The organism is uncultured Amphritea sp., assembly GCF_937127095.1.
Lineage (GTDB): Bacteria > Pseudomonadota > Gammaproteobacteria > Pseudomonadales > Balneatricaceae > Amphritea.
This window is the reverse complement of record NZ_CAKZLP010000060.1, coordinates 17,975-33,000: the sequence shown is the minus strand read 5'-3', so window position 1 is coordinate 33,000 and position 15,026 is coordinate 17,975. Positions and strand designations below refer to the sequence as shown.

The following is a 15,026-nucleotide window of genomic DNA, read 5'->3' as shown; positions in this document are numbered from 1 at the left end:
TTTGATGGTCTATCGTGTTTATCATCAAGACCATACTGAGAAATTAGTTATGTAGAGCAGTATTTTTATCAGCGGTCAGTTACAAGGTCAGTTACAAGGCCTGGTTGGCGGTTAACGTCTTGATATTTCCCGCATCAGACCACTCAGATCGAGGCCCTGCAGTTCAGCAAGTTTCTGAATGTCGTTATGGGTACGGGGAGGCGCTTTACTGGCAGCTTTGATGGCCTGCTTTTTTTCTGCGGTTTTCAGTTTAACTTTTTCCAGCAGATTATTTAATTGTTCCAGACTGAGATGACTCAGCTGTTCATCTACTTCATTACTAAGCATCGGATATTTTAACTTTCCTGAGAGAAACGATCTATTCCATACGCTTCTGCAGTGGTTGCAGATCAAAAATACATCCTTGGTAGACTGCGCAACAGCTTGTCAGAGAGGTGTTTATTGTTGCTAGTTTTTAAGGTCAGTTCTTAATTCAGTTCTTAAGTCAGTTCTTAAGTCAGCTCTTAAGTCAGTAATTGAGCCAGCTCTTGAATCAGCGCTGAAAATAGTCTCTGATCGGGTTGCGCAGACGCTAACTATAGCACTCAAACCATTTGTTTTTAAACTGATATTGCAGCAATTCTGACCGCACGGCCATTTTTAAAGGTATCGGCGGCGGCGATTTTAAATCCACACTGCTGCAGCAACTGTATGAGATCGTCCGGATGGTAACGATTATGCTCCTGAAAATGCTGAAAGGCGTTCACTAATACGTCGTAGTCGGGTGTCTGGCTCGCCAGGTCGATATCGGCATATTGATGTTGCAGATAATCCGCCAAAGGTTGGCGCACCATATCGCAGAGGATGAAAACGCCACCGGGTTTCAGCCAGCGGCGCAGTTTACAGAACAGCGTAACCGGCTGGTGCAGTTCATGTATTAACAGATTCGCCAGAACGATATCCACCGAGTTATCCGCCAACTCGGTTGTAGGGTTGTTCAGGTCATCACTGATGATCTCTACATTGGTTGCCAGATTGTCCATCCGCTTCAGCATGTAGGGGGCCAGCTCAAAACCGGTCAGTTTTGCCTGTGGATAGGTTTGTGCCAGTTCGTTGAGCCACAGGCCGGTGCCGCAGCCGAGATCGATCACTGATGCCTGATCAGACAGATGCGCGGCGCAATGACGGTCCCAGAACTGCCGAAAATCCGCATCATGATTTTTAGCGTAGCTTTGAACGGTTTTTTCGGCGGCTTTATCGCCATCACCACCGTGGTGGTGGCGCAGATATTCAGTGGTTTTTTGCATCTTTGTTACAGTGTCCCGCTGACCATAGTAGTGTCATTATTTTCATGTTTTAATGCCGACTTCGCAAACTAAAAGTTGCTATTCAGATGCATCAGATTAAGCGTACCGGTGTTAAACGTTTCTATTTTGCCACGAAATATTCCATGCAGGGGATTAAAGCGGCCTGGCAGGAAGAGCCTGCTTTTCGCTATGAGGTCTGTGCGCTTGTGGTTATGCTGCCCGCGGCTTTCTGGCTGGCTCAGTCCGGTATTCAGCTGGCACTGTTGTTGTCCTGCTGTTTTCTGGTGCTGGCGTTTGAGATTGTTAACTCAGCGATAGAGGCGGTGGTGGATCGCTGGGGGCCGGAATACCACGAACTGGCGGGGCGGGCCAAAGATATGGGGTCTGCTGCGGTGTTTATGATGCTCAATATGACCTGGGTGGTGTGGGCCGGTGTCGCCTGGGATAATGGTTATCTGGATGTCGTCAAAGCGCTGTTTTAACGAAACCAGCTGAGCAGCGCTCTGATCTCCGGCAGACAAGAGCCGCAATTACTGCCACATTTCAGCTGCGTTGCCAACTGCTCGGTGGAGTTGGCTCCCTGACTGATCGCCCGGCGAATGGTGTCTTCCCCCACTTCAAAACAGCTGCAGATGATAGCGCCAGCGTCATCACTGCTATCCACTGGCTTTCCGGCCAGCAGTGACATCCGTTGAGCCGCTGTGCCGGTGATCTGAGTAAACTGCTTACTCAGCCAGGCGCTGTTTGGCAGTGCTTGTGTTGATACCCTGTCGCTGGAGGCGAAAAACAGCAGTTGTGGCTGTTGCGCGTTAAAGCAGGCCAGACGGTAGTTATTTGATGAGTTCAGTTCTATCCGGTCAGTGCCAATCTCAAGCTGACTCTCCAGCCATGAGGGCCAGTTTTGCGGCAGGGTTAAGCCCGCGAGTTCATATCGAAATCCCTTTTCCAGCGGCACTTTGCACCAATATTCACAGGGTAGCTCAGTCAGCGCTTTATCGCTGATCAGCACCCCCTGCCAAGCCGTATTCAGTTTACGGAGAGTGACCGGGCAGTGCTTAGCTTCTGGCTGACCGGAGATAGGGTCTTTTATCGAGGCAAACAAACTGTCTACCCGTGCCTGAGAGGCAAACTGCGCGTTCCAGTGGATCGGCATAAACAGTGAGCCCGCTGATTGTCCTTTGGCTATCTTTGAGCGAACCACACAGCGCCCCTGTGTGCTGGCGACCTCGACCAGATCATTCTCAATGATTCCGTATGTCTCTGCGTCATCCGCTGATAACTCGACGAAGGGCTGGTCGATATGATTCAGCAGTCGACTGGCTTTGCCCGTGCGAGTCATGGTGTGCCACTGGTCACGGATACGACCGGTATTGAGAATCAGAGGGTACGCTGGTGAGGTCTGATTCAGCGGTGCTGCCGGCATGATCGGCAACATCCGCGCCCGGCCGGAGGGGGTGTTGAACTCTCCATCACTGAATAATCTGACGGGATTGTGTTTTTCACCTTTAACACAGGGCCATCTGACCGGTTTCAGCTGGTCATACTCGCGTTCTGAAAGTGCTGACAGGCCCGAGATATCAAAGCAGCGTTTGCCGTTGTTGTGAAAGCCGGATAATGCAGCATGTTCGGCAAAGATCTCCCCGGGTGAACTGAAGCGAAAGCCTGCTTCAAAGCCCATCGCTCTGGCGACTGCTGTGATAATCTGCCAGTCGTGGCGGCTGTTGCCAGCGGGTTTAAGAAAGCCCCGCTGCCGGGATATCACCCGTTCGGAATTGGTTACAGTGCCATCTTTCTCTGCCCAACCGGTGGCGGGCAGCAGTACATCGGCGCAGGCGGTGGTATCGGTTTTCTCCATGCAATCGGACACCACCACTAACTCGCAGCGTTGCAGCGCCTCGCGGACGAAATCGGCGTCCGGCATACTGACCACCGGATTGGTGCCGATAATCCAGATCGCTTTGATGTGCCCATCATGGACAGCCTGAAACATATCCACCGCTTTCAGGCCCTCTTTACGGGCGATCTGCGGTGCTTCCCAGAAGCTCTCAACCAGTTCGATATTGGCGGGATCACTGAAATCCATGTGTGCCGCCAGCTGATTGGCCAGCCCGCCGACCTCCCGGCCACCCATCGCATTCGGCTGCCCGGTAATGGAGAAGGGCGCTGCACCCGGTTTGCCTATCTTGCCGCTGGCCAGATGACAGTTGATGATCGCATTGCCCTTATCGACGCCGGAGGAGGACTGATTGATCCCCTGAGAGAACAGGGTGACGACTTTTTCAGTGCGGCTAAACCAGTCATATAACTGACCCAGATCGGTCTTATTCAGACCACATAGTTGGGCGGATTCTGCCACACTGCCGGTCAGCTGATTCGCCGCCAGCAGGGCGTTGTCAAAGCCTTCAGTGTGGTTGTTGATAAAGGAGGCATCCAGGGCACTGTTGTCCGCCAGATAACTCAGCAGGCCGGTAAACAGATAACCGTCGCTGCCGGGTTTGAGTGACAGATGCAGATCGGCAATATCGCAGGTGGCGGTCTGACGAGGGTCGATCACCACAATCTTCATCTCTGGACGGGCTTTTTTGGCCGCCACAATCCGTTGATAGACCACCGGATGTGCCCAGGCAGTATTCGAGCCGACCAGTAGCAACAGATCGGTCAGCTCCAGGTCTTCATAGCAACCGGGCACCAGGTCGGCACCGAATGCCCGCTTGTGGGCCGCCACTGCGGAGGACATACAGAGGCGGGAATTGGTATCGACATTAGCCGAGCCGATAAAGCCCTTCATCAGCTTATTAGCGACGTAATAATCTTCGGTGAGAATCTGGCCTGAAAGGTACAACGCTACTGAGTCGGGGCCATGTTCTGCGATGATCTCCTTAAACCACTGGGCGACTTTATTGATTGCCTGTTCCCATGACGCGGGTTGTCCCTTAATCTGTGGTTGCAGCAATCTTCCCTGCAGGTCTGTGGTCTCATGCAGGGCTGAGCCTTTGACGCAGAGACGGCCGAGGTTGGCCGGATGGTGCTTGTCGCCGCTGACTGCAATCAGCCGGTTATCACTGACCCTGGCATTAACACCACAGCCCACTCCACAGTAAGGGCAGGTGGTTTTTACCTCGCAGGTTTCCGGGCTGATTGCCGTGGTCATTGATACGATTTCCTGGGTGACGTTGTTTGAAAAAAAGAGCTTTAGAAAAAGACTTCGACCAGCCCATTCTCAATCCGGGCAGGCCAGGTTTGAATCTGGGTGGTTTCATCATCCAGACAGCGACCGGTTTTAAGACAGAAATGCTGTTTATAAACCGGTGAGGCGACAAACAGGTTATCCCCTTTAGAGCCGATCAGGCCCCGTGACAGCACATTCGCCTGGCTGAACGGGTCATGGTTGGCAATGGCAAACACGGCCTGCTCTTTTTTGACATAGAACAGGGCAACCTGTTGATCATCTATCAGGGCACAGATACCTGAATCGGGCACCAGTTTGTTTTGGCTGCATACGGCAGTCCAGTGGGCGTGTGTAGTCATCTTATCGTCCTCGTTTCAGCTGACCAGTTTGATCGGTTCAGCCTGGATTTCAGCTTTTTCCTGGGGGGTCGCCGGGCGGATCTGTTGGCGTTCTTCGACGAATACAATGTTGCTGTCAGGGGCGTCGGAGTTAACGAAATGGCGGAACCGCTTCAGTGCTTGCGGATCTTCCAGGGTGGTTTTCCACTCGCACTGATAAGTATCGACAACATGATCCATCTGCTGCTCCAGCTCTTCGGCTAGGTTCAGCGTGTCACTGATAATTACCTGGCGAAGGTAGTCCAGACCACCCTCCATGTTTTCCATCCACACGGAGGTGCGCTGCAGACGGTCGGCGGTTTTGATGTAGAACATCAGGATGCGGTCGATGTAACGGATCAGTGTGTCCCGGTCGAGGTCGGTGGCAAACAGGTCACCGTGGCGGGGCTTCATGCCGCCGTTACCGCAGACGTAGAGGTTCCAGCCTTTTTCGGTGGCGATCACGCCGATATCCTTACTCTGTGCTTCAGCACATTCACGGGTGCAGCCGGACACCGCAAATTTGATTTTGTGCGGTGCGCGCAGACCTTTGTAACGGTTCTCCAGATCGATCGCCAGACCGGCACTGTCATCCACACCAAAGCGGCACCAGGTACTGCCAACGCAGGATTTAACAGTACGCAGCGATTTACCGTAGGCGTGCCCGGTTTCAAAGCCAGCGTCGATCAGCTCTTGCCAGATATCCGGTAGTTGCTCCAGCCGGGCACCAAACAGGTCGACCCGCTGGCCGCCGGTAATCTTGCTATAGAGGTTATATTTCTTCGCTACCTGACCCAGCACGATCAGCTTATCGGCGGTGATTTCGCCGCCCGCCACCCGGGGCACCACCGAATAGGTGCCATCCTTCTGCATATTCGCCATAAAGGTGTCGTTGGTGTCCTGCAGGCTGACGTTGTTTTCCGTCAGGATATAATCGTTCCAGCAGGAGGCCAGAATACTACCCGCCGCTGGACGGCAGATTTCACAACCGTGACCACGGCCATGTTTTTCCAGCAGTTCATCAAAGCTGTGGATCTCTTCGATGCGGATGATGTTATAGAGGTCCTGACGGGTATAGGGGAAGTGTTCGCACAGGTCGCGGTTAACTTCGACACCCATCTCTTCCAGTTCGTGATTCACCAGATCGGTTAGCAGGGCAGAGCAACCGCCACAGCCGGTGGCCGCTTTGGTGGCGCCTTTGACATCGGCCAGAGTGCAACAGCCACTATCCAGCGCCATGCGGACATCGGCTTTGCTGACATCATGGCAGGAACAGATCTGCGCGGTTTCTGGCAGTGCGGCAACCCCCAGGCCGGTTTGTTTGTCGTCGCCCCGGTTGGGCAGAATCAGGGTGTCCGGGTATTCCGGCAGGTGAATACCGTTGAGCATATATTGCAGCAGGGTGCCGTACTGTTCAGCTTCGCCCACCAGAATAGCGCCCAGCAGAATTTTGCCATCCTCTGACACCACCAGTTTTTTGTAAACTTCGGCACGCTCATCGACAAAGGTGTAGTTGCGTGATCCCGGCGTATTGCCGTGGGCATCGCCGATGCTGGCGACATCAACCCCCATCAGTTTCAGTTTGGTGCTCATATCGGCGCCGGTGAAACTATCGCTGCCATCCAGCAGATGAGACAGCGCCACTTTCGCCATCTGATTGCCGGGTGCGACCAGGCCGAAGATCTGCTTGTTCCACAGGGCGCACTCACCAATGGCGTAGATAGACGGGTCAGAGGTCTGGCAGACGTTGTTGATCACAATACCGCCACGCTCACCGACCTCCAGACCATTCTGACGCGCCAGTTCGTCACGGGGGCGGATGCCGGCAGAGAACAGAATCAGGTCGGTTTCCAGCACTTCACCATCGGCAAAGTTCATCTTGTGGAAACACTGCTCACCAGCATCGATCAGCTGAGTATTTTTCTCTGTATGCACTTTCACACCCAGTGCTTCGATCTTCTGCCGTAGCATCGCGCCGCCACCGTTATCCAGCTGCACGGCCATCAAACGTGGAGCAAACTCCACCACATGGGTTTCCAGTCCCAGATCGGTTAGCGCTTTAGCCGCTTCCAGACCCAGCAAACCACCCCCAACCACGGTGCCGATTTTAGAGTTTTTTGCGGCGGCGGCGATGGCATCGAGATCATCAATGGTTCGATACACCAGGCACTGCGGGCGGTCATGACCGGGAACCGGAGGCACAAACGGATAGGACCCGGTTGCCAGCACCAACTTGTCGTAGCTCAGTTCGCGGCCTTTATCGGTGGTTACCGATTTATATTCTCTGTCGATCCCGGTGACGGTTTCACCGGTGAGTACAGTCAGTCCCCAGTTACGGTAGGTGTCAGCATTCCCCATCGCCAGATCTTCTGCGGTTGCACCGGAGAAGTAAGCGCTCAGATGCACCCGGTCATAGGCCAGCCGGGTTTCTTCGCAAAAGACGGTGACGTCGAAATCATGTAAGCGGCCGCTGTCTGCCAGGCTTTGAAGAAACTGATGGCCAACCATGCCGTTTCCGGCGATAACCAGTTTTGTTTTGCTCATAGGGTTGCTCCTGTTGCCAGACGTAATTCAGGTGCTGAAGTCTGGATCTCTTCGACACCGGCAGGGGTGAATGGGGTGATTAATTCAGCGTCGCAATAGCGTCGGCCAAAAATAAGGTCCGGGCTCAGATGTTGTATTTGCTGCGACTGCTGAATCAGTTCGAAATACCAGTTACCGTCGTTAACTGCGCCATAAAGCACAGCACCGGTGAGTACCTGGTTGCGGAAAATAAGTTTGCGGTAAACACCGCTGCTGCTGTCCTGACAGACCACCGATTCAGTCTCAGGGGAGTCAAGAAACTCGCCAGCAGAAAACAGGTCGATGCCGGACACCTTCAGTTTGGTGGCGCAGGGCTGGACACTGAAGCGGCTATCGTTTGTCAGACACAGCTGGTCAGCCAGTACCGCAGCCTGATCCCACAGGGGGGCGACCAGGCCAAAGGTATGGTTGCCAAACTGGGTGCATTCGCCCAGGGCATATATATTCTGATGAGAACTCTGCATCCGGTCATTAACCAGAATCCCTCTGTCGCAATCGAGTCCGCTGATCTTTGCCAGCTGGTGGTTGGGGGAGATACCGATGGCGATCACGGCGAGCCCGGTGTTGATCACCGTGCCGTCGCTGAGGGTGATTTTCTGCAGGGTTTTAGGGGGTGGAGATGCTTTGCTTTTTGAGCCTGCGGACCGCAGGGCAGAGCTCTCATCAGAAGATATTGTCGGGTTAGTATCAAACTGGTGGATTTCAGCATTGAGGTGGAAGCGGATACCCCGTGATTCCAGTGACTGCTTTAACAACTCTCCAGCTGCCGGGTCTAGCTGCCGGTTTAGCAACCAGCCGCCACGATGAATGACGGTGACTTCCAGCCCCTGTTGACGCAGTCCCCAGGCGGCTTCAAGACCGAGTAATCCGCCACCGACCACCGTTGCATGACGAATCTGACTGACTTTCTGCATAATCCGGTCAATATCTGCCAGATTACGGAAACTGAGGATGCCGTCCAGATCACAGTTGCGGGCCGCCGGAGGAATGATCGGCTCAGAGCCGGTGGCTAATACCAGTGCGTCATAGCTGAACAGGCGGCCGCTCTGACAGGTCAGCGTCCGGTTTTCTGCATCAATCTCAATCACCGGATCGTCACTGTGCAGGGTAATCTGATTATCCCGATACCACTGCTCTGAGTGCGTGACAATCTGTTCTGCGGTGATCTCACCGGCAAGTACCGGAGATAACATAATGCGGTTGTAGTTGGCGTAGCCTTCGGCGCCGAAGACGGTGATGCGGAAGCGATCCGCATCACGCTTCAGAATCTCGTCCAGCAACCGACCGCAGGCCATGCCGTTACCGATAATGATAAGATCTGCTTTGGGCATAAAAAAAATCCAAAAAAAAATGGCATTCACCGACCAGTACGAGTGCGAAGTACTGGAGGATGAACACCATTGTCCAAAAAATATGAGAAGCCTAAGATAGGCTCTCTGTATATAGCAGGGAGTGTGCCTGAAATTTAAAATCATATATAAATCAATATGTTAATTTATTTAAGTTGTTTTTCTAATCAAATCCCCCCGGTTTATTGCACTGTGTTGGGGCGATTGTTGCTTTGTGTGCACAGAAAGGTAACTTCAGGGGGCGTATGCATTCCCACGCAGGAGCGTGGGAACGAGATAAGTGCAGTAAACAGCCAGTCGAAAAAAAGCCCGGCAGTTGCCGGGCTGAAATTGATCATCAAAGCGTTTTAGTCAGGCGGCCTGTTCATCCGCAAGCACCGTCTTTGCCGCGGTTTCCTCTGCGGTCGCTGCAACTGAGTTCTGCTTCGTGTCCGTTGCCACCGGAGCTGCATTGCCTTCAACCGGCTTTCTCTGTTTCTCATAGAGGAAGCTCAAAACCGCAGCGCGATAGTGGTTATATTCAGGATCATCCGCCAGCGCCAGACGATGTCGTGGGCGTTCCAGTTTCACCTCAAGTATCTCACCCACCGTGGCCGCCGGGCCGTTGGTCATCATCACGATGCGATCAGATAACAATACTGCCTCGTCAACATCGTGGGTGATCATAATCACGGTGTTATTCAGGTCGGCCTGAATCTCCATCAGCGAGTCCTGCAGGTGCGCACGGGTGAGGGCGTCCAGCGCGCCGAACGGTTCATCCATCAGCATCACGGTGGGTTCCATCGCCAGCGCCCGGGCGATACCCACCCGCTGTTTCATCCCGCCGGAGATCTCATCCGGGCGTTTATGCATCGCATGATCCATATGCACCAGATGCAGGTTGTGCTCGATCCACTCCTTCATCTCCGCTTTGGATTTGCTGTTTTTAAAGACCTGCTTTACCGCCAGTTCAACGTTCTCATACGCGGTCAGCCAGGGTAGCAGGGAGTGGTTCTGAAACACCACGGCCCGTTCCGGACCGGGCTCATTCACCTCTTTGCCATCTAACAGCACGCCGCCCTGGGTGGCCTGATACAAACCGGCAACGATATTCAGTACGGTGGATTTACCACAACCGGAATGACCGATCAGGGAGACAAACTCGCCCCGTTCGATCTTCAGGTTAACATTGCTCAGTGCCTTGAACGGGCCGCTGGGCGTCGGAAAATCGATATCGACACCGGTAAGCTCCAGATGTGTTTTAGTTGCCATGATCTTTCTCCTTACCGGTTAACGTAATTCCTGGGTCTTATCCCAGGAGACTTTCTTTTGCAGCATCAGCATGATGCGGTCGAGCATAAAACCGATCAGGCCGATCACCAGCACCGCCACCATAATACGTCCCAGTGAGTTGGAACTGCCGTTCTGGAACTCATCCCAGACAAACTTACCCAGCCCCGGGTTTTGCGCCAGCATCTCGGCGGCGATCAGCACCATCCAGGCGATCCCCAGTGACAGCCGCAGACCGGTGAAAATCATCGGGATAGCGGAGGGGATAACAATCTTGATCACATGGGTTAACCACGACAGCCGCAGCACCTTACTGACATTGTTGAGGTCGGCGCTGATGGTAGAGACACCGACAGCAGTGTTCAGCAGAGTGGGCCAGAGGCAGCACAGCGAAACGGTGATCAGTGAGGTAATAAAGGATTTCGCAAACATCGGATCATCACTGACATATACGGCACTGACCACCATCGTCACCAGGGGTAACCAGGCCAGTGGGGACACTGGTTTGAACAGTTGAATCACCGGGTTAAAAGCACTGTAGAGAGTTTTATTCAGGCCTATCACAATGCCCGCCGGGATAGCGATCAGTGATGCTGCAAAAAAGCCCGCTAACACCGTGATCAGGCTGGTGCCGATCTGATCGATAAAGGTCGCTTTGCCGGTATATCCACGAATTTTGATCTCTGCCTCGGGGTTTTTCTCCAGCTTTTTAGCATTGCGATCATCCTGGCGCTGGTAGAAGTCTGCCTCTTTCTGACGCTCTCTGTTATGTTCATCCAGCAGGTTAAGGCCCTGCTCATATACCTGTGTGGGGCCAGGAAACTCCCCCAGTGAGGTATGGATATTCCGGGCACCGACATTCCAGATAAACAGGAAGATCAGAATACCGCTCATAGGCACGACCAGCGCTTTGATCAGGGACGCCAGATTCAGCTTATCGGGTAAGCCTAATGGCTTTAACAGTTTCAGTGCGATGCTACTCATAATTACTCTCCAACGGGTCGCTCACCCGCGACCCTTTGGTTTTCTTTCGGGGGCGTTGATGCTGTAGACGGGCACTCAGCGTATGCAGGAATGCCCGCGCCGTACTTTAAATTTTACTATCAGGTTTCAGGCCGATCTTAAATTTAGTCAGGTAATCATTCGGCTGATGGCCGTCGTAGGTCACGCCATCAATAAACCCGGTCTGCGGTGTCTTGAAGCCGGTTTCAGTGGCAAAATCAGGGAACTCACTGGCCTTCAGCTTACCCTCAGCAATCAGTTCCTGGGCCGCTATCGCATAGATGTCCGGACGGTAAACCTTTTTCGCGGTTTCCATAAACCACTCATCAGACTTGGGCTCAGCGATCTGGCCCCAGCGGCGCATCTGGGTCAGATACCAGATAGCGTCTGAGTAGTAAGGGTAGGTGGCGTTGTGACGGAAGAAGACGTTGAAGTCAGGGACTTCGCGCTTATCACCCTTCTCATATTCAAAGGTACCGGTCATGGAGTTGGCGATAACATCGTAATCCGCACCGACATATTCCGGACGGGAGAGAATGTCGACCGCTTCAGGGCGGTTGCCGTTGTTGTTGTCATCCAGCCATTTGGCTGCGCGGATCATCGCTTTAACCACGCGGATGTGGGTGTTGGGATACTGGTCAGCCCAGGCTTTGGATACGCCAAACACTTTCTCAGGGTTGTCTTTCCAGATCTCATAATCGGTGATGACCGGTACACCGATGCCTTTAAACACCGCCTGCTGGTTCCAGGGCTCGCCAACGCAATAGCCGAAAATAGTTCCGGCTTCCATGGTGGAGGGCATCTGCGGTGGCGGCGTCACAGAGAGCAGAGCATCCGCATCGATCTGTCCGGCCGTATCGCCGCGCATTGGCGCATAATAACCGGGGTGGATACCACCGGCGGCCAGCCAGTAACGCAGCTCGTAGTTATGGGTGGATACCGGAAACACCATGCCCATTTTGAAAGGCTTGCCCTGGGCTTTATAAGCGTCAACCACCGGCTTCAGCGCGTCCGCTTTGATTGGATGCACCGGCTTGCCATCGGCATCTTTATCCACATAGGGTTTCATCTGTTCCCAGATGTCGTTAGAAACAGTAATGGCGTTGCCGTTCAGGTCCATACTGAACGCGGTAATGATATGTGCCTGAGTACCGAAACCGATGGTTGCCCCCAGCGGCTGGCCTGCCAGCATGTGTGCGCCATCCAGCTGACCATCAATCACCCGGTCCAGCAGCACTTTCCAGTTTGCCTGAGCTTCCAGCTGCACATAGAGGCCTTCATCCTCGAAGTAACCTTTTTCATAGGCGATGGCGAGGGGGGCCATATCGGTCAGTTTAATAAAGCCGAACTTCAGCTCCTCTTTTTCCGGTTCGCCCACGGTTGCCTGGGCAGAACTCAGCGTCAGCAGGCTGCCGACCGCAACCGCCCCCAAGGTTTTAACCACGTTTTGCAGCAGTGTGCGGCGCTTTATCATGTTAGAAAGCAGTGTGTGAGTCATAGTGTGGCTCCTGGATTTGCGTAAAAAGCTCAAAAAAAAAACGCCTGCCCCTGCCGATAAAACTATCGGTAAGAGCAGACGTCGTTGTCATGTGTGAAACCGGCAACAGCCGATTCCTGAAAATTGTTTTTGTTGCCAACCTTAAAGCAGATAACATGCCGCTGTTTATAAAGATTATATAAAACAGTGGGTTAAAATTTAACGGTTTAAAATAATCTCAATCTGGATCGTTAAAGTGCACTTTAACGGTGCTGCTTTTGGGGGGCAGTGCGCTGCTCTGCGCTCTGATGGCACAAAACAGAAGGCTGCTTGCCGGGCTGTTTACATCGATAACCGAGAACACTGATTACGGTAGGCGCATACCAGTCGAGCAGGTATAATGCGCAGCAATTCCGTTGTAACTTCCTTTTAATCAGTCTGGATGCATATTTTCTGATGACCGTACGTACCCGTATCGCACCGTCTCCAACCGGTGATCCGCACGTAGGCACCGCCTACATCGCCCTGTTCAATATGGCTTTCGCCCGTCAGCACGGTGGCGAGTTTATCCTGCGTATTGAAGATACCGATCAGACCCGCAGCACCGCTGAATCTGAACAGATGATTCTGGATTCATTGCGCTGGCTGGGGGTGGAATGGGCGGAAGGCCCGGACAAGCCGGGTCCTCATGGCCCTTACCGTCAAAGCGAACGGGGCGAGATCTATGCGAAGTACACCCAGATTCTGCTGGACAACGGTAGTGCCTTTAAATGCTACCGTACCGCAGAGGAGCTGGATCAGCTGCGTAATCAGCGTCGTGAACAGGGCCTGCAAAGCGCGCTGAAAGAGAGCGATCTGGCACTGCCAGCTGATGAAGTGGCGAAGCGTGAAGCGGCGGGTGAACCCTATGTTGTGCGCATGAAAGTGCCGGAAGAGGGCGTCTGCGTCTTTGACGACATGCTGCGTGGATCTATCGAAGTGGACTGGGCCCAGGTTGATTGCCAGATTCTGATGAAATCCGATGGCATGCCGACTTACCACCTGGCTAACGTGGTCGACGATCACCTGATGGAGATCACCCACGTACTGCGCGGTGAAGAGTGGATCAACTCTGCGCCTAAGCATCAGTTGCTCTACAGCTATTTCGGCTGGGAGATGCCTAAGCTGTGTCATATGCCGCTGCTGCGTAACCCGGACAAGTCAAAACTGTCCAAGCGTAAGAACCCGACCAGCATCATCTACTATCAGCGCATGGGCTATATGGCCGAAGCACTGATCAACTATCTGGCGCGCATGGGCTGGTCGATGCCCGATGAGCGTGAGAAGTTCTCGATTGAAGAGATGATCGAAAACTTCGATATCAACCGTGTCTCCCTGGGCGGCCCTATTTTCGATCAGGAAAAACTCAGCTGGCTGAACGGTCTGTGGATTCGTGAAGAGCTGACTGATGAGCAGTTTGCTGCGGCGTTCCAGCAGTGGGCGCTGAACCCGGAATATCTGATGCAGATTATTCCGCTGATCAAACAGCGGGTGGAGAAGTTCTCCGATGTGGCGCCCGTGGCGGGTTTTCTGCTCTCCGGTATGCTGCCGATCACTGAAGAGAGCTTTACCCACAAGAGCCTGCAGAAAGACGATATCCGCCGCATCCTGCAGTTTGCATCCTGGATGCTGGACACTGAGCAGAACTGGAATAAAGACCACCTGTTTGCCCAGTGTAAAGCGCTGGGTGACGCGATGGGCTATAAAGTTCGCGACTTCCTGTTTCCGCTGTTTGTCGCTATCGCCGGCACCAGTGCCAGTGTCTCGGTAGTGGATTCCATGCAGATCCTCGGTGCGGACATGAGCCGTGCCCGGGTACGTCATGCACAGGGCGTCGTCGGTGGCCCGTCTAAGAAAGAAGCAAAAGTCTGGGAAAAAGAGTACCGCGCGCTGGCTGAAACCCTGAACTGATCAGGCTCCTCTGTACACGAAAAGCCCTGCCTCGCAGGGCTTTTTTAATAGTAAAAGTCTAACCTCCTCATTCCCCTGTGGGAGCGACGCACCCGTCGCGATAAATCAGTATCTCCTGTAGGAGTGACGCTAGCATGCCCTCTGGGTACCTCGTCGCGATTGACCTCGGCACGAGGTACCCAAAGGGCATGCCTGCGCACTTCCTACAGAAAGCGTTAGCATTACCGGCTCAAACACTATCTATCTGCACGCGGTGTTCTATTAAAACCACGGGGTATTCTCTGTTCCACCGAAACCTGAGATGAATCCTTTTTAACAATATAATGCAGGCTTAAATAACCGCTTAATAATCAACAAAATTTGACCCGAAAAATAGTCAACGTCATTGCTTGACACCCGATAGCGTCGCCATTAATATAGCCGCCACTTGGTTTTGGGGCCTTAGCTCAGCTGGGAGAGCGGTTCGCTGGCAGCGAACAGGTCAGCGGTTCGATCCCGCTAGGCTCCACCAAAATCCTATTCCAGAAAGTCCCAAATTGTCCTAGAAGCCCGCATATTGCGGGC

General features: G+C 53.2%; 11 protein-coding genes and 1 tRNA gene. 3 read left to right on the top strand and 9 right to left on the bottom strand.

What is annotated here, in order from left to right:
- Positions 1 to 111: 111 nt before the first annotated feature.
- Together Q0499_RS14755 and Q0499_RS14750 are read right to left on the bottom strand one after the other, a co-directional pair.
- Positions 112 to 327 carry a hypothetical protein gene (locus Q0499_RS14755; RefSeq protein ID WP_299200536.1) on the bottom strand — a complete coding sequence of 72 codons (216 nt, stop codon included), beginning with the start codon at positions 325 to 327 and terminating at the stop codon, positions 112 to 114.
- A 272-nt stretch (positions 328 to 599) separates the two neighbouring features.
- Positions 600 to 1,286 (bottom strand): class I SAM-dependent methyltransferase, encoded by a 687-nt coding sequence (locus tag Q0499_RS14750; protein ID WP_299200534.1) that lies wholly within the window; start codon positions 1,284 to 1,286, stop codon positions 600 to 602.
- Positions 1,287 to 1,372: 86 nt separating this feature from the next.
- Between Q0499_RS14750 and Q0499_RS14745 the strand changes: the two genes are divergently transcribed.
- Positions 1,373 to 1,768, top strand: coding sequence for a diacylglycerol kinase (locus Q0499_RS14745; RefSeq protein ID WP_299200532.1), 396 nt, complete (start codon positions 1,373 to 1,375; stop codon positions 1,766 to 1,768).
- On the opposite strand, the gene Q0499_RS14740 is transcribed toward Q0499_RS14745, so the two are convergent.
- The 7 genes from Q0499_RS14740 to Q0499_RS14710 form a co-directional block, all read right to left on the bottom strand.
- Complete coding sequence (locus Q0499_RS14740; RefSeq protein WP_299200530.1) at positions 1,765 to 4,437, bottom strand: nitrate reductase; 2,673 nt, start codon at positions 4,435 to 4,437, stop codon at positions 1,765 to 1,767. The genes Q0499_RS14745 and Q0499_RS14740 overlap by 4 nt on opposite strands.
- A 41-nt stretch (positions 4,438 to 4,478) precedes the next feature.
- The gene (nirD, locus tag Q0499_RS14735) at positions 4,479 to 4,814 is read right to left on the bottom strand and encodes a nitrite reductase small subunit NirD (RefSeq protein WP_299200528.1); all 336 of its coding nucleotides are present in this window, start codon (positions 4,812 to 4,814) and stop codon (positions 4,479 to 4,481) included.
- 15 nt (positions 4,815 to 4,829) lie between these two features.
- A complete protein-coding gene (gene nirB / locus Q0499_RS14730; protein ID WP_299200526.1) occupies positions 4,830 to 7,376 on the bottom strand; it encodes a nitrite reductase large subunit NirB in 2,547 nt (848 codons plus the stop codon).
- On the bottom strand, positions 7,373 to 8,746 hold the full coding sequence (locus tag Q0499_RS14725) for an FAD-dependent oxidoreductase (protein ID WP_299200524.1): 1,374 nt from the start codon (positions 8,744 to 8,746) through the stop codon (positions 7,373 to 7,375). The genes nirB and Q0499_RS14725 overlap by 4 nt, the downstream gene beginning before the upstream one ends.
- Positions 8,747 to 9,115: 369 nt before the next feature.
- Complete coding sequence (locus Q0499_RS14720; protein ID WP_299200522.1) at positions 9,116 to 10,015, bottom strand: ABC transporter ATP-binding protein; 900 nt, start codon at positions 10,013 to 10,015, stop codon at positions 9,116 to 9,118.
- 18 nt (positions 10,016 to 10,033) lie between these two features.
- Entirely contained in the window at positions 10,034 to 11,017 is a 984-nt protein-coding gene (locus Q0499_RS14715; RefSeq protein WP_299200520.1) for an ABC transporter permease, read from the bottom strand.
- A gap of 106 nt (positions 11,018 to 11,123) precedes the next feature.
- The gene (locus Q0499_RS14710) at positions 11,124 to 12,533 is read right to left on the bottom strand and encodes a CmpA/NrtA family ABC transporter substrate-binding protein (protein WP_299200519.1); all 1,410 of its coding nucleotides are present in this window, start codon (positions 12,531 to 12,533) and stop codon (positions 11,124 to 11,126) included.
- Positions 12,534 to 12,968: 435 nt separating this feature from the next.
- Between Q0499_RS14710 and gltX the strand changes: the two genes are divergently transcribed.
- Positions 12,969 to 14,462: a glutamate--tRNA ligase gene (gene gltX / locus Q0499_RS14705; protein WP_299200518.1), complete on the top strand. Its 1,494-nt coding sequence runs from the start codon at positions 12,969 to 12,971 to the stop codon at positions 14,460 to 14,462.
- Between the two features lie 435 nt (positions 14,463 to 14,897).
- Positions 14,898 to 14,973, top strand: a tRNA-Ala gene (locus tag Q0499_RS14700).
- The last annotated feature ends 53 nt before the right edge of the window (positions 14,974 to 15,026 follow it).

Coding starts and splice junctions, on each gene's coding strand:
- Q0499_RS14755 (WP_299200536.1), bottom strand. CDS start 327: ATGCTTAGTAATGAAGTAGATGAACAGCTGAGTCATCTCAGTCTGGAA.
- Q0499_RS14750 (WP_299200534.1), bottom strand. CDS start 1,286: ATGCAAAAAACCACTGAATATCTGCGCCACCACCACGGTGGTGATGGC.
- Q0499_RS14745 (WP_299200532.1), top strand. CDS start 1,373: ATGCATCAGATTAAGCGTACCGGTGTTAAACGTTTCTATTTTGCCACG.
- Q0499_RS14740 (WP_299200530.1), bottom strand. CDS start 4,437: ATGACCACGGCAATCAGCCCGGAAACCTGCGAGGTAAAAACCACCTGC.
- nirD (WP_299200528.1), bottom strand. CDS start 4,814: ATGACTACACACGCCCACTGGACTGCCGTATGCAGCCAAAACAAACTG.
- nirB (WP_299200526.1), bottom strand. CDS start 7,376: ATGAGCAAAACAAAACTGGTTATCGCCGGAAACGGCATGGTTGGCCAT.
- Q0499_RS14725 (WP_299200524.1), bottom strand. CDS start 8,746: ATGCCCAAAGCAGATCTTATCATTATCGGTAACGGCATGGCCTGCGGT.
- Q0499_RS14720 (WP_299200522.1), bottom strand. CDS start 10,015: ATGGCAACTAAAACACATCTGGAGCTTACCGGTGTCGATATCGATTTT.
- Q0499_RS14715 (WP_299200520.1), bottom strand. CDS start 11,017: ATGAGTAGCATCGCACTGAAACTGTTAAAGCCATTAGGCTTACCCGAT.
- Q0499_RS14710 (WP_299200519.1), bottom strand. CDS start 12,533: ATGACTCACACACTGCTTTCTAACATGATAAAGCGCCGCACACTGCTG.
- gltX (WP_299200518.1), top strand. CDS start 12,969: ATGACCGTACGTACCCGTATCGCACCGTCTCCAACCGGTGATCCGCAC.